Genomic DNA, 24368 nt, shown 5'->3' on the forward strand with positions numbered 1-24368 from the left:
CCTCCTGCACCATGCGCGTATTGTGCCGATTGCTGGAGAAAGTTATCGGCTCAAGCATCAGCGTCAGGCCGGTATGGTTCAACACAGAAAGGGGGACGCCACCGATTAAATACCACGTGAAAAGGGGTACCCTCCACGCAAAGTCAGAATTGGGGGTGTATCAGTTTTAAATCGCTGCCCGAAGGAAAAGTGTGTCAGATCTGCGGGCAATGCACCAGCAGACTTTGATTGCGCATTTTGGTAAAGCTGGCGCCTGGTTTTACGAAGTGGCGCGGGGGATCGATGGACGACCCGTACAGCCGACCCGCCAGCGGAAATCGGTGGGGAACGAACGGACCTTCCCGGAAAATCTGGAGGATCGAAGGACCATGCTGGCCACGTTACAGCAGATGGCCGAGCAGGTTGCAGCCCGTCTCCAGGCACTCGCCTTGGCGGGCTACACGGTGAACATCAAGGCACGCTTTCCCGATTTTGCAACGGTCACCCGAGCGCATACTGCAACCGAGGGCATCTTGAACACGGAAGCCATCGCGGCACTGCTGCCAGAGCTACTGGATCGGGCGGTTCCCCAGGGCGCGTCCGTGCGCCTGCTTGGGATCACCGTGAGTGGTCTGATCCAAGTTCAAGATGGGAAGCGGGGCGCCCGCCAGATGAGCTTACTGGACGAGATCCTCAACCCGCGCTAAGAATATGCCCGGGGAATGGGCGGTGATGCAGCGGAAGCCATCATTGAGAAAAGCCATATTAGAACGCCGCGCACTTTGCAGACGTGTACCAGACATAGAAAACCAGACGGGTTGATGAACACTTTGAGGGCTGGAATAGTCCCGAGAGTGTCCAGAAATGGTGGGTCGATTAAACATTGGTTTTACGTTATCGCCGATCGTTCCAACTTTTGATAAATGCTGGTATGTCTTTAGGTTCGATGGTTTTTAGTTGGGCGCCGTGCCTTACAAAAAGCTCATTTTCGTAGAACGATGGATCTTGTTGCGATTTTGTTTCTAGCACAAATACATGTTTATCGTGATATTTTACCAGCTTAAGATTTCTTGACACGTAATTTCTTAGCTCATCAGATAGTTTTGATTTATTTATTTTCTCTACAATAAGATTAAAAAAATCATCGAGCGATTTTCCTAGTTTTGGCGGCTCCCTGTCTACGCCGGCTATATAAAAAGTTACATATTTTCTCGATTTAATATTATATAATGTTTCAACTTTGTGATTGTCAGCCTCACAATCTGAGATGCCAACTAGCACATAACCTTTTATCCCGTTTCTGATGTTTGATATTCCAGATAGTGTCTTCAGTATTTTTTCAAACGATCCTTCATCAAACAAATATTTTCCATCCAGGCTTAGAAATCCCTGCTTAAAATCATATGCTGCTTGTTCCGTGTCGGATTGACGCAGGATGTTTTCTAATTGCGTAACCCACATTATTTTAGATGGATCGTAATTGTTATTATCTATAAAGTACTGATCTAAAACGCCAGTACATGCATCTACTTGTGTTTTTCTAGCTTCTGCGCCCCACTTGCCACCTTCTGTTATGGTGATGTTTTTTGAGTACCCAGTCAATTTTTTAATAATTCCTTTCATGTCTGCTAGTTCTTTGTTTTTATTTACAACCAATTCATATAGAGACAGGAATATAACCTGAAAATATCTTGGAGCCTTCGCTGGCTTTGCTTTGCTTGTAAACAAAATATCTTTAAGACTTTTTCCAGACTCTGATGTTATTGTATTGAATTGATCAATTATTTTGTTTATGTTATTTACTACCGCATCTGGGGTAATTTTTTGAACAAGATTGTCTATTTCGGCACTTTTCTTGGCAGCACTTTCTGTTTCAGAAAAACCGAAAAGATCATCTAAATAATCGCTTCTTGACGGAGGTTTATTATTAAACAATACATACGAGATTATATCTGATAAAATTTCCTCATCTCGAGACTCTCTAACCTGTTCCTTTGTTAATATCCCATTTTTTACCCAAAATACGTCTTCTACCTTTATTCCGTATGGAAGATCTCTGTTGGTGATGCTTACGGTTTTCATTATATTTAGTTGTAATACATCTGAATTCGTAACGTCACCACGTATTTCTGTTGCGCAGCGCCTTACGACCGATGAAAAATGTCCGGTTGAACCAGCCATTCTCAGTTCTTGCCTAGATAATTTCTTGCCACCACTGTTTATCCTTCTGAATATATTGTCAACGTCTTCCTCTGAACTTGAATCAAAAATTGACAATGGAACGTTATATGAAGCCAAAATTACACATTCTCCACGAGGAAGCGTTGGTGTATTTTGTGTCAACTTTCCGCTATCAAGTAATTCTTTTGTGGCCGCGATTGAGTTTAAATCAAAAAAACTTCCATCTAAATCGTACTGATTTTCTATGAAGCTAAATATCGCCTCCAATCTTTGCAAACCATCAATTATTTCGTACGCAACTTTTTGTGAATAAAAAACCTCGGCAAGGAGTATAAGTGGCACAGGAAATGTTCTTATTAATGAATCTATAAATGATGACTTCTCTGTTTTAGACCATACAAGCTTTCTTTGGTATCGCCGGTTAACGATATACTTGTTTTGCAAATAATTCCGGTAAAGATTTTCTATTGACTCGCCTTTTACAATTAGATCAATTGCTTTTTCTGACATGGTAGTAATCCTAATAAATATATTCAGTAGTTTTGTGCTGTTTCATCAGCAATGCGCTTTTATGAACTTTCGTGCGTCTGTTTGTTTTTATATCTAAAGACAAATTTCATCATTCTGTCCCACTGTTCTCTGATCCTGGAAACGACGGAAAGCACGCCATTACAGCATTCTTGGCACCTAGGAAGAAGCCGTCATTAGACATTAAACCGTTAACCACTATTCCGATGCCCTCCATTCCATGTAGTGCATTCGCCATCGCTCCAGTATCTCGCGGAACAGCTAACCCTGTTTCAGGCCGACCGTAAAACGATGCGAAGATCATAGTACAAAAACAGCGCGCACGTCATCCATAAGTCCGACCGGCGAGCGCTACATGATCAACGGTTGACCAATGACAGCAATCAGTCTGTTGCTGTCCAACAGGCTTTGACTGCGGCAGGGCGTCAAATGGGGACAAGGAGTGCTTCATGCATAGAGCAACCGCCCGCGTGGCTCTGGTATGGAGCGCCCCAGATCCGTTGCCGTCTCGACCCATTCACCAATCACTCGTTCCGCATTGGCTACCGCCTCTTGATAAGTGGCGCCATCGGCCATGCAGCCAGGGAGCTCAGGAACTTCCACGATAAAAGCGTTGTCTTCGTTACTCCAATAAATGACCAGTTCATACTTACTCATCGTTATTAATCCCCAGGTGATACTTGGTGAGTATGCCGCGCACTTGCTTCACTTGGTAGGGCTTCGCCATGCGTCCTATGGGTTGGAGATTGATGATCTCGGCCACCCCTTCTTTGGTAAGGATATGATGGTCTCCCTTCACGCGAAGCATAAATCCAAGCCCATCTAACAAGGACAAAAGGTCAGCAAAAGCTATGTTGGCATCGCTCCGACCGCTGAGAACGGCGGTCTGGATCTTTTCGTGTTTACCCAAGAATTACACCAAGCTTGAACGCTTCATTCGTTTGATTCATGGCTTGGTCTCCTTCTGGAGTAAACGATTCTCGCTTTGTAAGCCTAACCCAATCAAACGACTGCTTCCAGTCTTTTAAGAGTCATCTTAGTGCGAAAAAACTTCTGTGGCGCTCCCTTTAGATTATGCCGCGCGAATACTTTGGTTTGGAGCGTAGTGCAGCGGTATGAGGTGATTCTCCGCCACCGCTAGGGTGATATAGTCGTCGCCCACAAGAAACTCAACTTCCACGTAACCAGGGTCCAACTCTTCCACGACGGTTCCGACCTGGCCACGCAGAAGGTGTTGCTCTGGTATGGGTTCCAAAAGCGCTACAACGTCGAGTAGTTTCATGATGTCCTCACATAGCAACTTGTCAGCCTGGGAACGTCTTCTCCAGTCCTGATGATCCAACCCGTGCGAACGATCACGGACTTTCCCTGGTGCTGCATGACAAAATCCACCTGGTAACGCTTGCCATGACTGTCGGCCACCTTCTCGGTGGCCTCATTTGCTCAGTATGGCACGGAGGCATACTGAGCGCAGCAACTCGACATCTTGTTGGTCTATCCCCAGGCACGAGGCGAACACCCTGGCCTTGTTGCCTCCGGCAAGGTGACCGGGATTCAGGGTGTATTCTCGTAGCTTGCGAATGAAGTTTCCCGGATTGGTCCCGACGCCGACCATAGAGTTCCGGAGCACCGAGTGGCGCGATCTGGGCGCTGTGGAATGGTCAGTGATGCAGCGGGAGCTGTCGTTCAAATCATCGACAGAATAAGCATGAAGTTGCATCTCGGGCGCAGTTTCCCGCAGCAAACATCCAGCATCCGAGCCATCATTCGTTGACTGATAGGGGTTCGGAAACCGGCGTTAGCCAAACATGAAAGCGCTCTCAACCGCTCCCAGAACCGCATCCTCGAAAACCTTTTTGCACAGTTCCCCTGCTGCCGAACCGGCAACCAGAAACAAGGGTGCAAGATGTTCTTCTCTAGGATGAGAGTGCCGAGCTCCAGGAGCTTCAGACCACTGAAACAATAATCGTCTACGTTCTTCCAGATTTTGATTTGTTAGGGATTTTGTTAACCAGTCATCAAAGTCGTATCCGGCTATATTATCCGTCTTGTTTTTGATCCCACGCATCAATACAGGAATATTGTGAAAAGTGTTACCAGAGCCAATTATTAAGACATTCTCATCCCGCAAGGACGTGAGGGATTCTCCGGCTAGATAGTGTGTTTCTGGATCTAAACCGGCTTGCAGAGATAGCTGTACGCAGGGAATATCCGCCGATGGAAAAGCTATTTTCAACGGCACGAAGACGCCGTGATCATATCCCCTATTCTCATCTATATGGGTATAATTTCCTGCTTTCTCGAGCAAGTTTCTGACTTGCAATGCTAGGTGGAGATCACCTCTGGCCGGCCACTGCAATTGGTAGGTTTCTTCTGGGAATCCAGAGTAGTCGAATAACAATCCAGGGTTACTGTTTTTTTGTATAGTAAATATCTGTTCTTCCCAGTGAGCGGATACGATGAGGATAGCATCTGGACGATTTGGTAGTAATGCTGGGAGATTCTCCAGGAATTTCCTGTGCCTGTTCCAGGTATTGGCCGGATCCCAGTTCATAAAGAAGCAAGGACCTGCCCCATGCGGTATAAATAGAGTCGGTTGGCGCATAATATAGTTTGTGTTCCATTGTTACAAGCGGGCTATTAAAATCGCTTAATATCCTGCTCTCTATGTTGATGATTACTTTTTGACACCTTCCACTTCGACCTTAATGCTAACAGCGTTTGATAAACCTTCTGGCAAGTAAGCACCTATACCGAAATCCGATCGATGGATAGTAGTTGTGGCCACAAATCCCGAGAGATAGCCACCCCAAGGTTTGGGAAGGTAGGAAACATTCCCTGCACCCAGCTCCCGGACCTGGAAAACCACGGGCTTGGTTATCCCATGCAAGGTGAGATTGCCGTAAAGATCCCCCATATCTTTACCGTTTGGGACGTATTTGCTGCTGACAAAAGTGATGTCGGGATATTTCTTGACATCAAAAAATTCCTTGCTACGCAGATGCACATCCCTTAAGGCATAGCCCGTATTGATACGGGTAGCGGGGATGGTGATCTGGACCCGGTCTTTACCCGGATTCTGGGCGTTGAAGGTATAGCTTCCTGCGATTTTGTCGAAGCGTCCGGTGAACTGGGTGATGCCCACGTGACCAATGGTAAACAGTACGTTGGTGTGCTGTGGGTCAATACGATAAGTTCCGTCGGGATTCCCAGAAAGCAGAGTGTAGTGCTTTATGGGTGTGGCCATGGCACTTCCAGCCATTACCAAAGACAACGCAGTAACTGCTAATGTGGATGAAGGGTATCGTTTTAACATTGTTAGTTCCTTATTCAGGGAAAAATCTTCTTTGCGATTTCTGCCACATGCCGTCCCTGGAAGCGGGCAATGGTCAACTCGTTGGCCGAAGGCATGCGGCTACCGTCGCCCTTGGCCAAGGTGCTGGCACCATAGGGCGTACCACCGCTGATTTCGTCCATGTTCAGCAATTCCGGGCAGCTATAGGGCACGCCCACGACAATCATGCCTTGGTGGAGCAAGAAGGTGTGAAAAGAGGTGATGGTGGTTTCCTGACCGCCGTGCTGAGAGGCGGTGCTGACGAATACGCTGCCCACCTTGCCCACCAGTGCTCCCTGTTGCCATAAGTTGCCGGTGCGATCCAGGAAGTTGCGCATCTGCCCGCTCATATTCCCGAAGCGGGTGGGGGTGCCGAAAATGATCGCATCGTAGTTGGCCAAATCATCGGGGCTGGCCTCCACCGCACGCTGCTCCGTCTTGGCATGCATACTGGCCAGCACGTCTGCGGACACAGTCTCGGGTACGCGCTTGATGTCTACCTGAGTGCCCACTACCGAGCGGGCACCTTCCGCTTCGGCCTCGGCCATAGCTTCCACATGCCCCCAAAGGCTGTGATACAAAACCAAAATCTTGCTCATAAACCATTCCTCTCTATGGACTCCCATATGGAGTCTGGGTTTCAATAGACCATGCAGGATTCTTTTTGTAAAGTAGGTACTTTAAGGTAACCAATATGCGTCAATCCCGACAGAAACAGGCTTGTCCTATGGACCAGCTCCTGCGGCTCCTCATGGGGCCGTGGACCACCTATATCCTCTGGGTACTGGAAAACCAGGGCACCTTGCGCTTTGGTGAACTCAAGAGGACCATCCCAGGCATTTCATCTCGCATGCTGACAGAGCGGCTGCGGGGTTTGGAGACAGCCCAGATTGTTTTTCGGGATTACCGTCCCACCATACCGCCGGAGGTCCGCTACGGATTGACCGAGCGGGGTCAAGAATTGGGGACGGTGCTGGCCAGCCTGAACCTGCTGGCTCAGAGGTGGTTTCTGGAAAAAAAATTATCGAATCACTAATAACGCTTTGTTCTATTCCGCTGATTCCAGGGCAAGACTGAACCTATATCGTGCGGCCTTCATTTACAAACGTAAAATAACATTTGCTTCCGTCCTTGTAAATATGTTTATAATATAACGTAAAGTGGGATAATCTGCACTATTAACGCAGACATCTTTCATTACGAAAATGGATAGCGCAAAAATTTCTATAAAGTATTTACGGCAAGTATAAAACACAAATCAACCTCACGAGTTGGTGGTCTGTTATTTTGTTTTCGTGTTAGAACAAGATGTAAATAAAATATTTTATGGGCTTCCTGGTTGATGAAAGTTATAATGAAGAAGAGGACAGGACCAAATGGCGTCAGGATCCAGGTCCAGTAATCGGCGAAATTCATATTGCCGATGGAAGCGACATCCATCGCATTCCAGGAACTCAGGTCACTTTTCAGTTCGGTGCCGCCCGTATATGGTACATTGCCGACCACCGCGAAGGCGTGGTAACCAGGTTTCAGGATAGGGAAAGCCGAGGGGTTGACCATAACGGGTACGGCGCCTCTGTGGACTGCCGGCTGCGCGAAAATCCATCCAGGCCCTGGATCGCCGTAGGCAGTCACGGAGGTCCGCGAAACACAATAAATGGCGTCTACGCGCATGCCTTCGGGTGTCTTTGCCGATCGGCCACCCTGATGGCAGGCACCCACATAATACCCGGTTACGGTGTCATTGAAGCGGGATTCACGGGTTATGGCAGGCACCGATATAATGACCGGACACCTGTTCATTAATGGGGAATTGATAGCCACCCGCAGTGCCGGTACCCGTGATCGTCGCATGAAAGGCACGCCCGCCGTCACCCATTTGCAGTTCCACGCGCATCTGCGTCGTGGCCTCGCCGTTTGGCGGGGTGCGCAACAGGCACTTTTCCGTGAACTGCACACGCCCGCCGGAGCGTATGACGGTTGGGTGGGAGATCGAGCAGGATGATCCGGCATCGTGATTGATCAATCCGGCCCACCCCTGCCCACGGTCACAATAGGTATAGGTTTCCTGAACCCCTTGGGCGGTGCGCTCCGTGGCCTTCCATTCCCCGCGGTGCAGGGTTGCAGCATGGACCAGCACCGGGCTGGCAAGGAGCATCATGATCAGCGCAGTTTGGATGAATCGCACGAAAAACCTCCCAGGCAAAATTTATTGATGTATTGTTATCACAATGGTGAAGTTTTGCCAGAGTCGGCATCTCGATTGCTTAAGAAACTGAAGGAGGGCGGCGCATGTCAACGGTGAAGGCCGGAGTCCTCAGCACCTTGGCTTTTGTGCTGGGAGTGATACTAACCGGCGTGGCCTGGACGCAGGAGGCAGCCGCCGGTACGTCGCAGGGTGCCTACGGATTCCGGCCAGGGGAATGGCGCATCCACAGCACGACCACGGACGTTTTTGGCACCCAGAAATCCATTTTCATGAAATGCTATCATTCCCCGCAGTTGGCGCAAACGCAAGCCTCGGGAATTTTGCCCGGTAGTACGCCAGGTCCTATGCACGGATCTGTGGTGCATGTCTCGAAACACGAAACCGTCGTGAACGAAACCGCAGAGCTCCATGGCTGGCACGAAACGACTACGGACGTGCTGCATGCTGTCTATACCGGCTCCGGGACGGACTATCACATGCAATGGAAGTATGTAATTACGCAGATATCCAACGGCCTGAAGCAGGTTACCACAAACGTCATGAGGGGCGTCTGGATCAGCCCTGTTTGTTCGGTGCACCCGCCCCTGGCAACGCAATCCTCCACCCCATCCCGGCAAATGCTGGCCACTCAAGCGGCCGCAGCAAAGGCAATGGCCGAAGCGGCGCAGACGAAAAAGGCGATGCCGGCGGAAATGGCGCAAGCCAATGCGGCTTTGGCGGCCATGAAGGCCAGCATCGCCAAGGACGCCCGCGCCGGCGTCGTCATTCCGCCGCAGCATTGATTCGCTGGCCGGCTGCTTGATGCACCCCTGGGCGGCATGTCCGGGATGCAGCGAGAGCTGTCGTTAGTCAAGTCCTATGATGAATCACGCTTTTTGTAAGGCCCACCTCCACCGTTCACGGATGGTCTATTTCTGGAAACCAGCTTATACGTTCCATTTGCGATAACTCCATAACCATAGTTGCAAGGCATGGCGTCCCACCCGTATTTATTTGATTGCCGAACTCTTATTTCTTTTCTGTTAATAACAGTAAAATAAATAATACATCTTTCTTTAGCATTCCTATAAGCACCCTGCGTTCCATGCAGCACGAACCTCCCTCCGTTAATACCCATATTATGTCCAGGTGGCCCGGCGGTAAGGCTAAGCAAAAAATGAACATCGTCTCCCTTTTTAATAATCCTCAAAGTTCCGCCAGCAGAATATGTTTTTTCCTTATTCTGCACAATCTTATGCCAACCCCATTGCCAAGTTCCAGTGAGATTTACAGCTGCCGATGATCCCGCTGGGATAAATAGCAACATAATCATCAGAGAGGCGCCATATTGCCGGCCCGTGACAATGCTAAAACAATTTGACATTTATTTCTTTCCTTGCGGATTTTTGCCTCACTAAGAAGCCGCTGAAAAAGTCGTAAAAAATCTCTTCTGTTCCGCGAATCCGAGGGAAAATCTTCTAATGATGGGCTCTGGTCGAGCCTTTTTTACTGTTTTCATGGTCTTTTGCGGCCATTTCACGGATTCCGGGCGCACGAATCCCATCAGACCACATCAGCCACCGTGACGACAAGCCCCTACATAATGCCCAGTTACCGTGTCGTTGATTGGGAAGTTATAGCCATCCGCATTTCCCTGTCCGGTAACGGTGGACTGGAAAGCACGCCCCGCATCGGTTACCGCCAGATGAACCGTCATGTGCATATGCGCGGCACCGCCTTGTGGTTGCTTTGAGAGGCAGTTTTCCTGAAAGACCGTCCGCCCGCCGCCTTCGATAACCGGCACCCCGGTAGTCATACAGGTCGCCCCCTGCTTTGCCATCATCCAGGAGGTAAAGGCTTGACCGTGATTGCAGACGGTATAGGTGTCCTTGATCCCGTGCCCAGTGGCAATACTCGTATCTTTCCATTCACCGCGCTTCATGTGCGGCAGTCCTTGCGCGAACGCCCCCGTTGAAAACGCTGTCACACAAGCGATCAGCACTATTTGACGAATACGCATATTTTCTCCGACACTGAGCCATAAAAAAACAAAAAGGCCACCATTTTCCCGTGCGATGGGAAGGGTTGTCCAGTACCCACGAAATTTTGGAGGATATCCATGCACATTAAGGTCAAAGTGATACTGGGAAGTGTAACCGCGTTGACGATACTGTCTGCATTGCCGATCAATGAGGGGTCGGCGCATACGCGTTCAGCGGTGGCGGGAGGTTTTTCTGGAGCCTACGGATTCCGTCCCGGCGAATGGCAATTTATCACGACCACCACGGGTCCCTTGCTAGGCACCTCCCGCGCCACCACCATGCGGTGCTCCCATAGTCTCTATCAACCACAGGATACGGCCAACGCCACACTCTCCACACCCGGTTCCACCCCTGCGACGGTGCATTGTGTGACTTCGCACCCATCTCTGCATGAGACCTTGCGGAATTGCAGGACGATTTCCATCGGAAAGGAAAATGGTTCGACAACCACGGAGGTGGTCACTTCTCACACGCGGTACACCGGAGAAGGCAAGCATTTCCAGATGCAGGGTCACGGCAGCCTGGTCAACAATGGAAAATTGTTTGAAGCCTATACGACGCACGGTAAATGGCTCAGTGGAGCCTGCCTGGCTCATCAACCGGTGCCAACGGAGCAAACACTCAAGCCCTCAAAACAAATGCAAGCCCTTCAAGCATTATCGGCAAAGGCGATGGCTGCAATGGCTCAAGCCAAACAGAGTCTGCCGGCAGGGGCTTTAAAATAAAGGCAGCCCACCCATAAAAGGTGCCATTATCTCCTCTGATTTGTAATCATGTTGTAATTTTGAATATCACGCCTCTCAAATGTGCCCCGCCAGACGGGGTGGTTCCATAGAGATTGCCTCTTCGGCTAATCACTAAACCTGTTTCAGGGCAAGCCCCGTTCGATCCATCTCCGAATGTATGAATAATCTTTTCCGAACCTTGAGGCGTAATCTCAAAAACGATGCCATTTCCGCCGAAAGTTGTAGTTCCAAAAAGATTTCCGTCTCTGCCAAATATCAAGCCGCCTTTTGGAATTGCTCCATATTTCCCACTTTCAAAATTATAAAGAATTCTTATTTTTCCTGTGGGAGTGATTTTGTAAATTGTACCTGAATCACTAGTTCCGCCTCCAGTGGCGGTGCCGTAAAAGTTGCCACTTGGCCCCATGAGTAATGGGCTTTCAGGGAAATCTCCATCTGTCTCACCTTTAAAACTATAGAGAACTTTTTCTTTGCCTGCAGGGGAGATCATGAAGATGGTACCCACGCCATCACTACCGCCTTGAGAGGTGGTTCCATAGAGGTTGCCATCACGGCTCCACACCAACCCGGCTTTAGGGGCAGAACCATCCGAATTATTAGTGTCCCCCTCAAATCTATAGAGAATTCTTTCTTTGCCATCTTTCGTGATTTCAAAAACAGTGCCATTGCCATTTCCTCCCGATGATGTGGTCCCGTACAAAGTTCCATTACGACCCATCACTAAACGACCCTCTGGGACGGCCCCATCCGAACCACCTTTGAAGTCATAAAGTTTGATTTTTTTACCTGCCAGGGTGATTTTGAAGACTGTGCCTGCATTACTAGCTCCGCCTTCACTGGTGGTTCCATAGATACTGCCTGCACGGCCCATTACTAGGCCCGCTTCAGGATAGAAACCATCCGTACCACCCTTGAAAGAGTAAAGTATGGTTTCTTTGCCGCTTGTCGCGATCTTAAAAATAGTGCCGGCGTGGTTCGTGCCACCAAATGCCGTGGTTCCATAGAGGTTTCCGTTATTAGCCATCAAAAGGCCGCCCATAGGACCGCCCCCACGCTCACCAATCTTAAATGCATGAATAACGGTATATCTGGCATCTTTTTGGGAACAGCCTATTAGACATAATATTAATGATGTGATGGCGATAAATCTTGTTTTTCGATCCTTAAAAAGGTGTATTAAAGTATCAAAGAAATTTGATATATGCTCTTTATTTGTGTGCCAATAACTGTTTACCTGATGGCGCTGATCGATATTTTTGGTCTCTACCCTGGCTACACACATCGTTAAATCCTCCGCTGCCTCGCCTTACGCATTATGCCGCTGAGTTTTGCAGCTTCACCTTAAGGGTGCCTCGAGAAACCTGTGTTGTGGAGATTTGGAACCTAGAAATATCATTGGTGATTTTGGTTATAAACGGCGATGACATCAAAAGAATTGTAGGCGTAGCGCGAAAAAACTTTCTTTAAATCATGCGTATTCCACGATTCAATCCATTCTTTTGCGAAATGTTCGGCAAACTCCTTAGTAATCACGGGCAATACCTCCAATGTGGAAATTCATCGGCCTGCGCAACAATAGAGAGTGGCTAACGGTATATGCTTGCCTGATGCTGCAAGCAAGCTTGCAGCGGCAGCACTATATTAAGGCTAAACGATAAAGCTCCCCCTCTGGGTCATGACAAGCAGAGAAGAACATTGGTCTACCCATATGTCCGCTTTCAGTCTGGTCCAGACGATCGGGCTACGGATCACCCAGGCCACTTGGAAAGGTACTGCAGTTCTCAGCATGTGAGCAAGGGCTCTGAAGGAGCCGGTGGTGGGCGGGTATTTCTGCCTGACACCCTTGGGACCACGTTCGATGATTACATCCGCTCAGGAAGCGTTGACCGCACCCGGAGCACCGAATGCCACACCGTGTAAGATAAAATAAAGTTGGTAACTTTTATCAGATCTAAGCCAGTAAAATTGACGCCTCGAAATTTGCAAAAATAAATAAAGTTGGTAACCTTTTGGCTACTCAGGCCCAAAGCCCCTAAATTTTGTGCAAATAAAGTTGGTAACGGAGACAACCCCAGAAAGGGGTGACGATCCCTGTTGATTGCGAGCACGCCGTTTTCGATTGCAAGCCGTTACACCTAATTTCCTTTCCGGCATGAGGACTGCAGTCGATCCATAGGATTTCCTGCCGGTTTTGGCACCGAGCCCACTGGCGTCACCACAATTCAGCGCCAACCCGTTCAGCCGTCATGACTTCGCCACCATGCAAGACAGGATCGAAGAGATTGAGACGATCCACCAGCGTCAGATTGGCGATTGTAGTGGCTGGCTCAACGATAACACGCCCATGCTCAACCGAAAGTCTTACCTCATAGTTGCGTACCGTGGTGCGGGACAGATTCATTTTGCGGGCAATCCGGCTGACGAACTCTGGCGATCGTTTCCATGCAAATCACTCCAGGTGCCTCCGGGCTAAACTCGGCAGGGTATCAGGTGGTCAATTTACACGCTATTTAACACAGTCGAGCGGCCTCCGCGGCTTTTTGCGTAGGTCCGCTCGACTGAAAGGTTATGCATCAACGCTAGAATTCTTGGCGAGCAGTTTGTAGCTTTCAATGCATAACAATGGAACTAAGTGATCCGAAATCGTCCAGTGAGTTCAGTCAACCGCTGTGATTCATCCCGTAACGCAACAATCTGAATTTGCGTGATTTCAATCTCCTTGTTTATACCAATAGTTTTCCGAGAAATCATCATGATATTATCATTGATAGCGCTTGCAGTATTTCTCAAGTCTTCTGCGGAGGTCGCCACATCGGCGACTCGTTCCGAAATATTGGCAATAGACTCGTTTATCGACCCAAGACGATGCAGAGACTCTCCAGCCATTTCCGTTCCATGCGACACCTGCCCATTGGTTTGCACCATTTGTCTTGCAAAGGACTGCATTTGGGACTGAATATGTATTATCTTTGCAGAAACATCCTCTGCGGCAACAGCGGTTCCTTTTGCCAAATTGCGGACTTCGTCTGCCACGACTGCAAAACCTCTTCCGTATTCGCCTGCACGCGCCGACTCTATAGCCGCATTGAGAGCAAGCAGGTTGGTCTTGGCCGTGATCTCTTTTATGGTGCTAACAACACTTCCAATCTGGTGAGAAGATTCTTCCAATCTCTGGACTTGTTGTGCCATGCCAATAATAGCAGTTCCTGCTGAGCTCAATTCTTCTAATGACAGACCAATGGCTGTATTTCCTTGTTGGGTTGAATCAGCGGTGGCGCTGGCAATTTTAGATATATCCTCTGCATCCTGTGCTACACGAACGCTAGTTGTGGCCATGTTGGTCATCGCGTCGCTCGCCTTCTCAGTTTGAGTGCTGGTGTCACCGACCTCTTCAGTCAGCGTGTTTGCCACGCTGGAGAGTTGCACGCAGGTATCTGAAATCTGTTGTGCGCTGACACTGATGCCCTTAATAAGCGTAGATAGATCAGTGGCCATCTGGTTGGTTGCGATAGCAATTTCTCCCAATGGTCCGCCGGCATCTACAGGGACCTTCACATTTAAATCTCCTGAGGCGATTTTTTGGATTGCTTTACTGATACGTTGAAGCTGCCGGACAACACTACGTACAATAATAGAGCCAAATAAAAAAACTATAAATATGGCGGATAGCCCAATTATAATTAGCAATATAATAGCCCGTTTATCTGCGGATTCTCTTTCTTTTATGGCAGCTTGTGAAGCCTTGTTTTGACGGGCTACAATAGCGTCTACAGCACTATTGAACTTCTTTACATCGGGCAAAAAATTATTTTGATAGGCCGTCAACGCACCTGACTGATTCATTGTTGTTGACAAAAGTAAAACCTTGTTGCTCGCATGTTGCAAAATATTATCTGGCCCTGTAAAACTACTTGCTATTGCTGGAGACACGCGCTGTAATCTGGCAAAAGATTGAGAAACTTTTTCCTCTCCACGCTTGAGGGCTATGTAAACCACCGGTTCATATTGTTGTTCTGTCGCAAGAATGCCTGTTAGCGCAATATTGGCATCTACGCTCTGACGAAAATCAATTAGGGCGGCGGTACGTTCGGCATCATGTAGCGTATCTGTCCCCGATTGTTCTGCCATAAAAAGCGTCCAGGTGGCTGTTGCAGAGATAATAATTAAGGCTACTATGGCGCTCCACATCAACGAATGGACTAGTTTTGTGAATGAAATAGCAGACATATTCAATGATACCTTCATGTTATCTTCCTCTTTAATGGTGTCTCTTCTACCGCGACAATTTGATCATTCCAGCTTACAGTGCCCCTACCGCCTTAGTCACCGCTCGAGCAAGTTCATCGGGCACGAATTTAGCGACATAACCATCGGCCCCGACGCTGTTCGCGTGGGATTCATTCGCGGACCCCGACAGGGAGGAGTGGATAACCACAGGAATGGCCTTTAGCGTCTCATTTTCCTTAATTTTGCGGGTCAAGGTAAACCCATCCATTTCCGGCATTTCCAGATCAGTCAGGACTATAGCCACCTTCTGGCGGATAGGTATATTTGCAGCCTTGGCTTCTTGCGCCAAAACTTGTAACCGCTCCCATGCCTCTTTGCCTGTCTTGGTGCCGATGAAGGGTAATCCAAGGGCACTCAAAGCTTTTTCAATCTGGCTACGGGCAACACCTGAGTCATCGGCATAGAGCACTACGGATCCCTGGGGAATGCCCACCGTATGGGTTTGCACCATTTCATCGCCGATCATGAAACGCGAAGGAAGCACCTTTCGCAGAATAGCCTCCACATCTAAAACCAAGGCGACACGTCCCGCCTCCGCATCTTCATCTAGACGAGCAAAGCTCGTTACCATGCCTCCTACGGCTGCCCCCTCGGCGGACATCACTCGGCTCCATTCCAGTCGCAGGATTTCTTCCACTTCTTCCACGGCGAAGCCTTGAATAGAACGCTCATATTCGGTAACCAGAAGTATGCTGCGGCTCGCGGGTACACAGCCCACCACGCCAGGCAGATCGAGCACCGGAATAATTTGGCCGCGGATATTCGCCACGCCAAGTACATGTTCAGGCGCTCCGGGCATAGGCGTGATAGGTGGCATGACCAGCGCCTCGCGGACCTTAAATACGTTGATCCCGAAAATTTCTCTGGTATGGGTGTTTTGATCTTCTCCGAGGCGGAAGATCAAAAGCTCAAATTTGTTGGTGCCGGCGAGTTTGGAACGCTCGTCTACTTCCTGCAAGACATCATTCATGGGGGCTCCTTTACATGTTCTGGTGACGGATGGCGGTACTCAGGGTATTTAACTTGTCTAGAATATCCTGCTCCAGGCGAGAGATTTCCGTGCTCTGCCGGATGGTTTCCTCCCGGTTGCCCGATTGCTGGGCAACCCAGATGGCTTGAGCCATTTGATGAAGTTGAAGCGCCCATGGTGGAAATTTATGGTATCCAAGGCGGTGCGATTCATGATTTCCAGGCTGGGAATGGAGTCCAGCAAAGCCTGCGCATAATTCAGTAATAGTCCGCGATTCATATTTCTGCTCACTTTCTAGATGAATCAGAGAGTTCCATTTGATTCCCAATCTCCACCGACCTGGCGGCGACTTCCCGTTTTTGCTTGTCCAGCCTCTTTCAGCGGGATATGGCGGTGCCAATATCGAGCGCATCAAACCAGCTCAAAAAACGTTGTACGTTTTCTCCGACATAGATAGCGCCGTGTTGAGGGCAGAGAAAGTCTATATCCAGTTGGCTAACACGACTGATCCAATCTTTCTTGGCCTCTTTGGAGGGCATCCAACGTTGATGGAAGAATTTGGCGTGCTGGATATGATCATCGAAGGCCTTACTGGAGTCTGAATCACGCAGTTCTACCCAAGCACTGTGCCCCGACGGCAGCAATGCCGCTCCCACATCGCCAGAGAAGAAAACCTTAGCTTCAGGGTCATAGACGTGGAAGTTGGCCGAGGAGTGCAGATAGTGAGCGGGGATGAATTCCAGCTTGCGCCCGCCGATGACGAGCCCCCCCCCCTCATCGGGAATACCCACAAAATTCGCGTCCAGTGCTCCATAGTGACGGATGAAACCTTCCCAGAGCTTTGGCATGTGCCACTGGATATTGCTGTTACAGGCGTTCCATAAGGGCAGGCTGGAGGCAATGTCCGGATCTTGATGGGAAACGAAGGCGGCCTGGAGGGTGGAAGGCTGCACCACCTCCACCATGGCGGCAAAGACTTGGGGAAAAATTTCGAAGCCGCCGGGATCCAGCAGAATGCTCTGCTCGTTGGATTCCATGACATAGACATTAGAGTCGATAACTCGGCCTTCATTTTGGTCGTAAATGATCCACCAGCGGTGGTTGCCCGCTTCAAATACCGATGTTGCTTTCATGCAGAATTTCCTCCAGTTGGTTATGATATTTCCAGATGGCATCCCGCACCGTGGCCACTGCCATTCCCATGTCCCGGGATACCCGCATCAATGGTGCGCCAGTGCCTTCGGAGAGCGCGGCCTCGATGCGGCCAATAATGACCACGTATTCTTGCTCCGCAATGCCTTCCTGTAGCTTCTCCACGTTTTTAATCAGTTGGCGTAGAATGGTAAGCGCTACTGCCTCTTCCGCGATGATGACCCGCTCCCAGGTTTTTTCGGTGCGGACGAATGTGGGGCAGATTATGTCGTAGTGATACATTTCCTGCATTTTCCGATGGAAAAGATCGGCATAACTACGGTGCTGCAGAATACACATGTGGGCCTGGATGAGAGGAGCGATAGATTCCTGCAGATGGGAGGCCGCTTCCTTGAGGTTGGCCGCACGCTCGCGAAATGCCTGGGCCACCACGCCATACCCCGCTAGCGCTTTGCCATGACGCTTGACTAGCACCATGGCATTCAAAGCACGTCGATCGATCTCGCGTAGTGAATGTTCGATGGTGCGGCGAGTATGGTAGGAAGCGTCCACGATCATCATGATGCGTTGAATATTCATTGGACAGATCCTTCAGCGGCGAGCGATGCGGCTGCGCCCAGCGCCCCGGCATCCAAAATGAGGACGACTCCGCCCTTGCCGGAGATGGTGGCGCCCTGGTACCAGTTCTGGTCGGCAAGGAAGTCGATGGGTTTTACCACTGAATCTTCGTTGCCGAGTACCTCGGAGACAATAAAGAGACCGCGCTCGGTCAGTACCCCCTCAACGCTCTCGGAATCCATGCGCATGGGCTTATCCTGTAGAATGGCTCCCAGGTCTACCAGCGGTACGATCTGAGTGTCATCAACCCGGTAAGTAACCCGACCAGCCAGCCGATGGATGCGATGCGCCTCCATGTCGGTCAAACTGTCGATGGCTGATATTGGCAGGGCGTAGATATCCCGCCGCAAGCGCAGGTAGAGGACCGGCAACACGGCCAAGGTAAGGGGAAATTCCATGGCGATGCTGGTACCCTGGCCGAGGTGGGTTTGGAGATCCAGGCGACCGCGTAACTTACGAGCCGTCTCCTTGACCACGTCCATACCGACGCCCCGACCCGATAGATCTGTGGCCTGGTCCTTGGTGGAAAAGCCGGGCCTGAAGATGAGTTCCAAGGCCTCTTGTTCCGAGAGACGGACGGCCTGCTCGGCGGTGATGACCCCTTTGTCGATGGCCTTTTGGGTGACAAACTGTCGATCAATGCCTTTGCCGTCGTCGGAGACTTCAATGCGCACCTTGTCGCCGAGATGGATGGCGGCGACACGCAAATTGGCGGTGCGCGCCTTGCCGGCGGCGGCACGCGCCTCGGGACCTTCGATGCCATGATCCAAGCTGTTGCGCACTAGATGCGTCATGGGGCCGGCGAGAGCATCAACGACGGCCTTGTCGATCTCCACATCCTCGCCCACAATCTCCAACTTGACTTCCTTGCCCAATTGTCGCGAGACATCGCGCACTACCCGGGGCAACTGCTGGAAAAGGCGTTTGCACGGCTGCATGCGCAAGCGCATGACGGTGTTTTGGATATCGTTGACGGTGAGGTCCATTTCTCGGGCAATACGGGCCATATCCTCATTCTCTTCGCTGAGGCCACCCACAGCTGAGGCGAGGCGATTGCGCAGAAGTACGAGCTCTCCCACTTGGTTCATAACTGCGTCCAAGCGCACGGCATCAACGCGCAGAGTGGTTTCAGCCACTTCAGGTGGACTGTCCTGCTGAGCTGCTGCTTTGCTCATTGTTGGCACTGGCTTTATCTGGTCTTGGACTGTTAGGGGAGCAACTGTGGTTTCTTCAGTAACAGGGAGATTTAGAGAGGTTGCTGGCCAATCTCCAGGTTTCTGGCCGGGACCGTATAGCTGATCGAGATACTGTTCGAACTCATCCTCCGTAATGATATCTTCTCCATTACCAACAGGACACGTGGAATCCACGCTCTGCTGTTGGAGATAAATACCCTCCGAACCGTCCTCACGGGAGCGATGTTCTATGTATAGGGTATCGGATACGTTGAGTGAAGGATGTTCCGCGGGTGTAGATGTTGCCACCACATCTGGAGTTTTCGACTGCTTCGACGCTCCCACTAAAGACTGCCCACTGGCCATCTCCTGAATCATCTTTCCCAAACTCTCCGGACCGATGGTTGGATAATCGCCTGCCTGCAACGCACCTAACATGCCTTGTATTACATCGATCCCCTTTAGGATGATATCCACCATCTCTGGCGTAATGCGCAGGCTTTTGTTACGCACTTTGTCGAGTAAATCTTCCAAATGATGGCACCAATCAACCATCGCCGTAGCTTCCAGGAAACCCGCCCCGCCCTTCAGAGTATGAAAGGCGCGGAACAAGGATGCGATGGCATTGGCGTCATCGGGGTTTTTCTCCAACGTCAGCGCCTCGCTCTGTGCCTTCTGAAGCAACTCCGTCGCTTCTGGTAGAAAGTCCTGTAGAATTTCCATATCCATGGTCATATCCCCAGCTCGGCCAAAAGAGCATCTACATCATCCTGTTCAACATGTTTCCCATGAATCGCCGCATCCAAAGCCGGTGCGTCAGTATGCACAAAGGGTGGTTTTTCCGGTGTGGAAGCAATATCAACTGTCTCCATGCGGGGCACTCCCATAGCGTCTTGCAAGCTTGTCAAAGCCTGGCTGATACGGTCATCCACCGCATGCAAAAGACGCAGTGCCTTTTTGAGGCGCTGTCCAGCCAAATCCTGTCCTTGCTGAGAGTTTAGAATGGTGGCCATGGCCGCCTTGATTTCCAGGATGTCCTTGTCGATAAAGCCTTGCCGAACACTCTCAATCCGTCGAATAGCGGCTTGGGCCGATTCAAGGGCCTCTAAAGTATTCATCGTCTGGGTTTCGGACAACGCCAAGGCTTCTTCAATCGGGTTGCAGGCATCTGGCAGATCATCACCTGCACCAGCGATACGTCTCAGCCCCTCATTCAGGAGTAGGTCGGCCTCTGCCAGCAGGCGCAATCCATTTGACTGCGTCGGCATGCCTACGGATGAGTTGGCCGTTAACAGCGGTTGCATCCTATCGGTATCCGACTTGCAATCAGTGGCGATAGCCGGTCTTCTTTTACGTCGCGTCATCGCACGGCCTCCAGACGTTTGAAAATGGCTTCAAGTTTTTCCTTGAGCACGTCGGCGGTGAAAGGTTTGACAATATATCCGTTGACCCCCGCCTGGGCAGCTTCAATGATGTTTTCCTTCTTGTTCTCTGCCGTTACCATCAACACTGGCAGGTGGTGCAAGAGGGGGTCGGAACGAATGGCGCGTAACAGATCGATACCCTGCATGTTGGGCATATTCCAGTCGGTTATGACGAAGCCGAATCCACCTTTGCGTAACGCGACCAACGCGTCTACCCCATCCTCCGCTTCGTCCATGTTTTCAATGCCCAGTTCTCGAAGCTGTCCTTTCACAACTCGGCGCATGGTCGCAAAGTCATCGACAACTAAGTATTTGAGGGTGGTGTTGATGCTCACTGATTTCCTCCGATAGCATTTAATTGATTATGGCGTTCGGTGTATCTGTCGGCCCCTGTTCCGCCGTGCGCGTCATTTCTCTCATGATAATGCGCGTATTCCCTTGCACGACGATGGTAACTCGTCGATTTCCTGCAAGCGCTTGCTGCATGGTTTTCTGGGTATAGGGAACGGCAGGATGATATTTGCCGCGACCTACAGCACTCAGGAGAGATGGATCCACACCATCATGCAAAAATCTGTTCAATACCGAGAGCGCCCGGTCTGATGAGAGGTACCAGTTCGACGGATACTTTGCGGAACGTATCGGTTGATTATTCGTATAACCGATCACGAAAATACGATAGTGGAGGGGCTTTAGTACTAACCCCACGGCATCGACGATTTGGAGCGCCTCGGGCTGAAGTTGGGCGCTGCCGTTAGCAAAGAGGACGCTGGCATTGATCCTTATTCTGGTCCCCGTTGGGGTGTGAGCAATGCTGACCTCATGGGTATTGATCAGTGGTTGTAGCACTTTTTCCAGTTTGTCTCGCATCCGCATCATGGCAAGCTCTTGTTTACGAATGGCCTGGGCGACTGCGGGTGGGACGGCAATCAGCGGCACTGGAGAAGGTAGATGATGAAAGGGCGCGTTAGCTTTGGGTGGGGCCGTTTCCGTCACGGGTCGTTTTCCACCAAAAGCAACTTGCATGGATTGCTCGAAACCTTCAACCTTGGCCTTGTTTACTTGAGAGATGGCAAACATCACGATGAAGAAGGCCAGCAACAGGGTCATGAAGTCAGCATAGGAGATCAACCATCGATCCGCTCCAGCCGCATTCTCGGACCGCTTATGCCGCTGTTCATCCAATGCTTCCAAGTCGTCTGCTTTTTTGGTGCTCATGCCGCGTTGCCCATGTCGGTGAGGGGGGCGGACTTCTCTGTATCGTGGGGTGGTGGAGTTCGGGTTTTTGGCAAATAGTAGCTTTCCAGCACCTCTCGTAATTCCATGGTATTGGTACCCCGCAGAATACCCGCGAGTCCGTCTAAAAAGACATTGCGAGCCACCAGTTGTTCCGCGATCACTCCGCGCAGACGATTGGCTGTTGGAATGCAAATTACGTTGGCCAGGACCAGTCCATAAATGGTAGACACAAAAGCGGCGGCGATCCCTGTGCCCAGCGTAGAGGGATCATTAAGGTGGTGCATCACTTCGATGAGCCCCGTTACCGCACCCATGATGCCAAAAGTAGGCGCATATCCCCCAGCCGCTTCATAAAGGCTGGCCGCCATCATATCTACCTCGGTTTGTGTATGTAGGCGCAGACGCAGGGTTTTGAGAATAACAACAGATTCGATACCATCCACGGCCATCTGCAGGCCTTTTCGCATGAAAGGATCCTCAACCCCCTCGATCAACGCATCCATAGAAAGCAGGCCGCCGCTCTTCGCCTTTTTGGCCCAATCAACGATCTCATCAATAAACTCAGCGGGGTCATAATGAGGGGGATAAAATCCCCATTTGATTATCAGTAGCGCCCGTTTCGCGATGGGCCATGGATGCTGCACCATGGATGCGCTGACAGCTCCGCCTACGACAATGATAAGCGCGGCCAGATTGAGAAAGGCAATTGGACTGGTGCCATCCACCATGGCAGCACCTAACAGTGCCGCGAAGCCACCGGCGAGTCCAAACGGGAACAGTAAATCCAGGCGATTCTTCGCCGTGGGTTTTTTGTAGCCCCGCCCATCTAGTGTGCTTTTGATTTCTTCGTTGGCCATGGAGGCGACTTCCTATTGCATAAGCAGCTTGGTGATATAAAGATCGGTCACGGTAGCCTGGGAATCTGTCTGACGCAGTACCTGGAGCACTGCCTGACGCACAGATTTTTTTAGCGCGGCGCGGACCGGTGGCTTTGTAATTGCCTCATTCATATCGGGAAGCCGCAGCAAGGCGGAGAGCACGCTGGCACGTAACATCGCTTTGTGCGTAACCGCCCAGGTAGCGGGGAGCGCCACAGGAGAGGAGATCACTGCGGACATGTTGATTGCCAGATAATGCGGCGTGCCATGCGGGCCCTGCACCGACAGCACAAAGGATTTGAAATTTAGTTGCCGAATATATGGTTTTGGTGTGGCGGTGACCGTTGGCCGATGCAATATCCACCATGCTCCACCACCTCCGAGCGCCAACAACAAGAGGATAGAACCACCGATCAAGATTTTTTTGTTCATTAGGAGATCTCCAAGACACTTTTCAACGGCCTTGCACCAGGCACTTCGGAAAAAGCGACCACAGCCATCGTCAATCCCGCCGAATGTAGCCAGGTGGACAGTGCCTGGCGCAATGGGTCACGTACCACGAGCAGCGGTTTTAACGATTGTGCCTGCATCGTTTCGATGCCTTGCCGTAGTGCTTGCATGAGGTGCATCAGGATAGAAGGCTCCAGAGCAGGCATTCCATTTGGGTCGGCTGATTCCACCGCATTCAGTAAAAGTTGTTCCATGGACTGCCCAAGTATGGCGGCCTGAATGGGGTCGTCGGGTGCCAGCACGCTCAGTATCTGACGACCGAGGCGTGAGCGAATAATCTCCACGGTTTGCACCATGCTGGCACCTTCCTGTCCGTTTTCTGCCAGGGTTTCAAGGATGGTCGGCATATCACGGATAGAAACCCCCTCAACGATCAGTTCCCGCAAGACCTTGCTCAAGGCGGGTACGGAGATGACGCGCGGGACAACCGACTCCAGTAACTTTCCGTTGCGTGCTGCGACGATATCAAGCAGCTCCTGGGTTTGTCGCAAACCAAAAAGTTCGCCGATATAACGGGTTAGGCATTCGTTGGTATGTGTGGTGATTACCGTGGCCGGATCAATGACCGTGTAGCCGAGCAGTTCTGCATCATCACTGCGCTCCGCAGCAATCCAATATGCGGAAGCTCCAAATACCGGATCGGTCGTATGGATACCTTCCAAGGGGGGCAGTGGAGTTTTCCCTGATATGGCTAGTAGAGAGCCTACGCGTACATCGCCGGTGGCGACCCGAACGCCATGCACCTGAATGCGATAGCCGCCAGGATGCAAAGTCAGATCATCATGAACATGAATACTGGGAAGTAAAAAGCCTAGATTTTCGCTGGTCCGCCGCCGCAGTAGGTTAAGTCGTTTCTGCAGGTCTCCACCCTCAGCAATGAGTGGAATGATCTGATAACCAATGGCTATGGAGAGCGGTTCCACCGGACGCAAAATATTGGAATCCACAACATCTGTCGGAGGCTCTTGGGGCGGAGCGGCCATCGCCCGTGTCGCCACTGTGGCTGTGGCCCGGTGCTGCAGCACCTGCCACAAAATACCCGTCAATACAGCGTAAAACAAAAAAGCAACGTGGGGCATGCCGGGGATGATGCCTGTTATACCTAAAGTAACGGCGG

The 24368-nt window shown here is 50.5% G+C and carries 29 protein-coding genes and 2 pseudogenes; 5 read left to right on the top strand and 26 right to left on the bottom strand.

Going from position 1 to position 24368, the window contains the following annotated elements; all coding sequences use genetic code 11:
• Together HF921_RS01065 and HF921_RS01070 are read left to right on the top strand one after the other, a co-directional pair.
• Nucleotides 1–109, top strand: a pseudogene (locus HF921_RS01065) (IS21-like element ISRso6 family helper ATPase IstB); the annotation flags it as partial.
• An 82-nt stretch (nucleotides 110–191) separates the two neighbouring features.
• Nucleotides 192–686: a DinB/UmuC family translesion DNA polymerase gene (locus tag HF921_RS01070; protein ID WP_319025465.1), complete on the top strand. Its 495-nt coding sequence runs from the start codon at nucleotides 192–194 to the stop codon at nucleotides 684–686.
• Between the two features lie 187 nt (nucleotides 687–873).
• Here HF921_RS01070 and HF921_RS01075 read toward each other — a convergent pair whose 3' ends face one another.
• The 8 genes and pseudogenes from HF921_RS01075 to wrbA all read right to left on the bottom strand — a co-directional run bounded on the left by HF921_RS01075 (nucleotide 874) and on the right by wrbA (nucleotide 6621).
• Nucleotides 874–2670 (bottom strand): DUF262 domain-containing protein, encoded by a 1797-nt coding sequence (locus HF921_RS01075; RefSeq protein ID WP_215893128.1) that lies wholly within the window; start codon nucleotides 2668–2670, stop codon nucleotides 874–876.
• Between the two features lie 465 nt (nucleotides 2671–3135).
• Complete coding sequence (locus HF921_RS01080) at nucleotides 3136–3345, bottom strand: type II toxin-antitoxin system HicB family antitoxin (RefSeq protein ID WP_215860274.1); 210 nt, start codon at nucleotides 3343–3345, stop codon at nucleotides 3136–3138.
• Nucleotides 3338–3598: a hypothetical protein gene (locus HF921_RS01085; protein WP_215860275.1), complete on the bottom strand. Its 261-nt coding sequence runs from the start codon at nucleotides 3596–3598 to the stop codon at nucleotides 3338–3340. Before HF921_RS01085 ends, HF921_RS01080 begins: the two co-directional genes overlap by 8 nt.
• Nucleotides 3599–3760: 162 nt before the next feature.
• Nucleotides 3761–3970, bottom strand: a complete 210-nt coding sequence (locus HF921_RS01090) for a DUF4926 domain-containing protein (RefSeq protein ID WP_215888954.1) — start codon at nucleotides 3968–3970, stop codon at nucleotides 3761–3763.
• Nucleotides 3967–4116 (bottom strand): annotated as a pseudogene (locus HF921_RS13610) (DUF6883 domain-containing protein); the annotation flags it as partial. The gene HF921_RS01090 and the pseudogene HF921_RS13610, both read right to left, overlap by 4 nt.
• 370 nt (nucleotides 4117–4486) lie before the next feature.
• Entirely contained in the window at nucleotides 4487–5293 is an 807-nt protein-coding gene (locus HF921_RS01095) for a DODA-type extradiol aromatic ring-opening family dioxygenase (RefSeq protein WP_226834255.1), read from the bottom strand.
• A gap of 72 nt (nucleotides 5294–5365) precedes the next feature.
• Entirely contained in the window at nucleotides 5366–6004 is a 639-nt protein-coding gene (locus tag HF921_RS01100; RefSeq protein ID WP_215893129.1) for a YceI family protein, read from the bottom strand.
• Between the two features lie 14 nt (nucleotides 6005–6018).
• Nucleotides 6019–6621: an NAD(P)H:quinone oxidoreductase gene (wrbA, locus tag HF921_RS01105; RefSeq protein WP_215893130.1), complete on the bottom strand. Its 603-nt coding sequence runs from the start codon at nucleotides 6619–6621 to the stop codon at nucleotides 6019–6021.
• 128 nt (nucleotides 6622–6749) lie between these two features.
• Between wrbA and HF921_RS01110 the strand changes: the two genes are divergently transcribed.
• Nucleotides 6750–7058, top strand: coding sequence for a winged helix-turn-helix transcriptional regulator (locus HF921_RS01110; RefSeq protein WP_215893131.1), 309 nt, complete (start codon nucleotides 6750–6752; stop codon nucleotides 7056–7058).
• A 188-nt stretch (nucleotides 7059–7246) separates the two neighbouring features.
• On the opposite strand, the gene HF921_RS01115 is transcribed toward HF921_RS01110, so the two are convergent.
• On the bottom strand, nucleotides 7247–7657 hold the full coding sequence (locus HF921_RS01115) for a hypothetical protein (RefSeq protein WP_215893132.1): 411 nt from the start codon (nucleotides 7655–7657) through the stop codon (nucleotides 7247–7249).
• Nucleotides 7658–7778: 121 nt separating this feature from the next.
• Nucleotides 7779–8210: a DUF3617 family protein gene (locus tag HF921_RS01120; RefSeq protein ID WP_215893133.1), complete on the bottom strand. Its 432-nt coding sequence runs from the start codon at nucleotides 8208–8210 to the stop codon at nucleotides 7779–7781.
• A 104-nt stretch (nucleotides 8211–8314) separates the two neighbouring features.
• Here HF921_RS01120 and HF921_RS01125 point away from each other — a divergent pair, with 104 nt between their 5' ends.
• Nucleotides 8315–9013 (top strand): hypothetical protein, encoded by a 699-nt coding sequence (locus tag HF921_RS01125; protein ID WP_215893134.1) that lies wholly within the window; start codon nucleotides 8315–8317, stop codon nucleotides 9011–9013.
• Nucleotides 9014–9087: 74 nt separating this feature from the next.
• Here the strand turns inward: HF921_RS01125 and HF921_RS01130 are convergent, their stop codons facing one another.
• Nucleotides 9088–9594: a hypothetical protein gene (locus tag HF921_RS01130; protein ID WP_215893135.1), complete on the bottom strand. Its 507-nt coding sequence runs from the start codon at nucleotides 9592–9594 to the stop codon at nucleotides 9088–9090.
• A 189-nt stretch (nucleotides 9595–9783) separates the two neighbouring features.
• Complete coding sequence (locus tag HF921_RS01135; RefSeq protein ID WP_215893136.1) at nucleotides 9784–10152, bottom strand: hypothetical protein; 369 nt, start codon at nucleotides 10150–10152, stop codon at nucleotides 9784–9786.
• A 177-nt stretch (nucleotides 10153–10329) separates the two neighbouring features.
• Between HF921_RS01135 and HF921_RS01140 the strand changes: the two genes are divergently transcribed.
• Nucleotides 10330–10977, top strand: a complete 648-nt coding sequence (locus HF921_RS01140; protein WP_215893137.1) for a hypothetical protein — start codon at nucleotides 10330–10332, stop codon at nucleotides 10975–10977.
• Nucleotides 10978–11023: 46 nt separating this feature from the next.
• Here HF921_RS01140 and HF921_RS01145 read toward each other — a convergent pair whose 3' ends face one another.
• From HF921_RS01145 to HF921_RS01210, 14 genes are all read right to left on the bottom strand, one after another.
• Complete coding sequence (locus HF921_RS01145) at nucleotides 11024–12280, bottom strand: choice-of-anchor tandem repeat GloVer-containing protein (RefSeq protein ID WP_215893138.1); 1257 nt, start codon at nucleotides 12278–12280, stop codon at nucleotides 11024–11026.
• 930 nt (nucleotides 12281–13210) lie between these two features.
• Nucleotides 13211–13399: a hypothetical protein gene (locus HF921_RS01150; protein WP_226834256.1), complete on the bottom strand. Its 189-nt coding sequence runs from the start codon at nucleotides 13397–13399 to the stop codon at nucleotides 13211–13213.
• Nucleotides 13400–13626: 227 nt separating this feature from the next.
• Nucleotides 13627–15243 (bottom strand): methyl-accepting chemotaxis protein, encoded by a 1617-nt coding sequence (locus HF921_RS01155; RefSeq protein WP_215893139.1) that lies wholly within the window; start codon nucleotides 15241–15243, stop codon nucleotides 13627–13629.
• Nucleotides 15244–15298: 55 nt separating this feature from the next.
• Nucleotides 15299–16255 carry a chemotaxis protein gene (locus HF921_RS01160; protein WP_215860416.1) on the bottom strand — a complete coding sequence of 319 codons (957 nt, stop codon included), beginning with the start codon at nucleotides 16253–16255 and terminating at the stop codon, nucleotides 15299–15301.
• Nucleotides 16256–16265: 10 nt separating this feature from the next.
• Entirely contained in the window at nucleotides 16266–16409 is a 144-nt protein-coding gene (locus HF921_RS01165) for a hypothetical protein (RefSeq protein ID WP_215893140.1), read from the bottom strand.
• Between the two features lie 223 nt (nucleotides 16410–16632).
• Nucleotides 16633–17388, bottom strand: coding sequence for an oxygen-binding di-iron domain-containing protein (locus HF921_RS01170; RefSeq protein ID WP_215893141.1), 756 nt, complete (start codon nucleotides 17386–17388; stop codon nucleotides 16633–16635).
• A complete protein-coding gene (locus HF921_RS01175) occupies nucleotides 17366–17986 on the bottom strand; it encodes a hypothetical protein (protein WP_215893142.1) in 621 nt (206 codons plus the stop codon). Before HF921_RS01175 ends, HF921_RS01170 begins: the two co-directional genes overlap by 23 nt.
• Nucleotides 17983–19929, bottom strand: coding sequence for a chemotaxis protein CheA (locus HF921_RS01180; protein ID WP_215893143.1), 1947 nt, complete (start codon nucleotides 19927–19929; stop codon nucleotides 17983–17985). Before HF921_RS01180 ends, HF921_RS01175 begins: the two co-directional genes overlap by 4 nt.
• Nucleotides 19930–19931: 2 nt before the next feature.
• Complete coding sequence (locus tag HF921_RS01185; RefSeq protein WP_226834257.1) at nucleotides 19932–20447, bottom strand: protein phosphatase CheZ; 516 nt, start codon at nucleotides 20445–20447, stop codon at nucleotides 19932–19934.
• Between the two features lie 113 nt (nucleotides 20448–20560).
• The gene (gene cheY, locus HF921_RS01190) at nucleotides 20561–20959 is read right to left on the bottom strand and encodes a chemotaxis response regulator CheY (RefSeq protein WP_308164153.1); all 399 of its coding nucleotides are present in this window, start codon (nucleotides 20957–20959) and stop codon (nucleotides 20561–20563) included.
• A 19-nt stretch (nucleotides 20960–20978) separates the two neighbouring features.
• Nucleotides 20979–21842, bottom strand: a complete 864-nt coding sequence (locus HF921_RS01195) for a flagellar motor protein MotB (RefSeq protein WP_215893144.1) — start codon at nucleotides 21840–21842, stop codon at nucleotides 20979–20981.
• Nucleotides 21839–22720, bottom strand: coding sequence for a flagellar motor protein (locus HF921_RS01200; protein WP_215893145.1), 882 nt, complete (start codon nucleotides 22718–22720; stop codon nucleotides 21839–21841). Before HF921_RS01200 ends, HF921_RS01195 begins: the two co-directional genes overlap by 4 nt.
• 12 nt (nucleotides 22721–22732) lie before the next feature.
• Nucleotides 22733–23173, bottom strand: a complete 441-nt coding sequence (locus HF921_RS01205) for a flagellar basal body-associated FliL family protein (protein ID WP_215861046.1) — start codon at nucleotides 23171–23173, stop codon at nucleotides 22733–22735.
• A partial coding sequence (locus HF921_RS01210) for an FHIPEP family type III secretion protein (protein WP_215893146.1) occupies nucleotides 23173–24368 on the bottom strand: 1196 nt, incomplete at its 5' end. The genes HF921_RS01205 and HF921_RS01210, both read right to left, overlap by 1 nt.

Source organism: Acidithiobacillus ferriphilus (assembly GCF_018854775.1).
GTDB classification, from domain to species: Bacteria; Pseudomonadota; Gammaproteobacteria; order Acidithiobacillales; family Acidithiobacillaceae; genus Acidithiobacillus; species Acidithiobacillus ferriphilus.

Excerpts from the sequence above, each read along its gene's own strand:
- HF921_RS01075 (WP_215893128.1), bottom strand. The coding sequence starts at position 2,670 with ATGTCAGAAAAAGCAATTGATCTAATTGTAAAAGGCGAGTCAATAGAA.
- HF921_RS01080 (WP_215860274.1), bottom strand. The coding sequence starts at position 3,345 with ATGAGTAAGTATGAACTGGTCATTTATTGGAGTAACGAAGACAACGCT.
- HF921_RS01090 (WP_215888954.1), bottom strand. The coding sequence starts at position 3,970 with ATGAAACTACTCGACGTTGTAGCGCTTTTGGAACCCATACCAGAGCAA.
- HF921_RS01095 (WP_226834255.1), bottom strand. The coding sequence starts at position 5,293 with ATGCGCCAACCGACTCTATTTATACCGCATGGGGCAGGTCCTTGCTTC.
- HF921_RS01100 (WP_215893129.1), bottom strand. The coding sequence starts at position 6,004 with ATGTTAAAACGATACCCTTCATCCACATTAGCAGTTACTGCGTTGTCT.
- wrbA (WP_215893130.1), bottom strand. The coding sequence starts at position 6,621 with ATGAGCAAGATTTTGGTTTTGTATCACAGCCTTTGGGGGCATGTGGAA.
- HF921_RS01110 (WP_215893131.1), top strand. The coding sequence starts at position 6,750 with ATGGACCAGCTCCTGCGGCTCCTCATGGGGCCGTGGACCACCTATATC.
- HF921_RS01125 (WP_215893134.1), top strand. The coding sequence starts at position 8,315 with ATGTCAACGGTGAAGGCCGGAGTCCTCAGCACCTTGGCTTTTGTGCTG.
- HF921_RS01130 (WP_215893135.1), bottom strand. The coding sequence starts at position 9,594 with ATGTCAAATTGTTTTAGCATTGTCACGGGCCGGCAATATGGCGCCTCT.
- HF921_RS01135 (WP_215893136.1), bottom strand. The coding sequence starts at position 10,152 with ATGAAGCGCGGTGAATGGAAAGATACGAGTATTGCCACTGGGCACGGG.
- HF921_RS01140 (WP_215893137.1), top strand. The coding sequence starts at position 10,330 with ATGCACATTAAGGTCAAAGTGATACTGGGAAGTGTAACCGCGTTGACG.
- HF921_RS01145 (WP_215893138.1), bottom strand. The coding sequence starts at position 12,280 with ATGTGTGTAGCCAGGGTAGAGACCAAAAATATCGATCAGCGCCATCAG.
- HF921_RS01150 (WP_226834256.1), bottom strand. The coding sequence starts at position 13,399 with ATGAATCTGTCCCGCACCACGGTACGCAACTATGAGGTAAGACTTTCG.
- HF921_RS01155 (WP_215893139.1), bottom strand. The coding sequence starts at position 15,243 with ATGAAGGTATCATTGAATATGTCTGCTATTTCATTCACAAAACTAGTC.
- HF921_RS01160 (WP_215860416.1), bottom strand. The coding sequence starts at position 16,255 with ATGAATGATGTCTTGCAGGAAGTAGACGAGCGTTCCAAACTCGCCGGC.
- HF921_RS01165 (WP_215893140.1), bottom strand. The coding sequence starts at position 16,409 with ATGGCTCAAGCCATCTGGGTTGCCCAGCAATCGGGCAACCGGGAGGAA.
- HF921_RS01170 (WP_215893141.1), bottom strand. The coding sequence starts at position 17,388 with ATGAAAGCAACATCGGTATTTGAAGCGGGCAACCACCGCTGGTGGATC.
- HF921_RS01175 (WP_215893142.1), bottom strand. The coding sequence starts at position 17,986 with ATGAATATTCAACGCATCATGATGATCGTGGACGCTTCCTACCATACT.
- HF921_RS01180 (WP_215893143.1), bottom strand. The coding sequence starts at position 19,929 with ATGGATATGGAAATTCTACAGGACTTTCTACCAGAAGCGACGGAGTTG.
- HF921_RS01195 (WP_215893144.1), bottom strand. The coding sequence starts at position 21,842 with ATGAGCACCAAAAAAGCAGACGACTTGGAAGCATTGGATGAACAGCGG.
- HF921_RS01200 (WP_215893145.1), bottom strand. The coding sequence starts at position 22,720 with ATGGCCAACGAAGAAATCAAAAGCACACTAGATGGGCGGGGCTACAAA.
- HF921_RS01205 (WP_215861046.1), bottom strand. The coding sequence starts at position 23,173 with ATGAACAAAAAAATCTTGATCGGTGGTTCTATCCTCTTGTTGTTGGCG.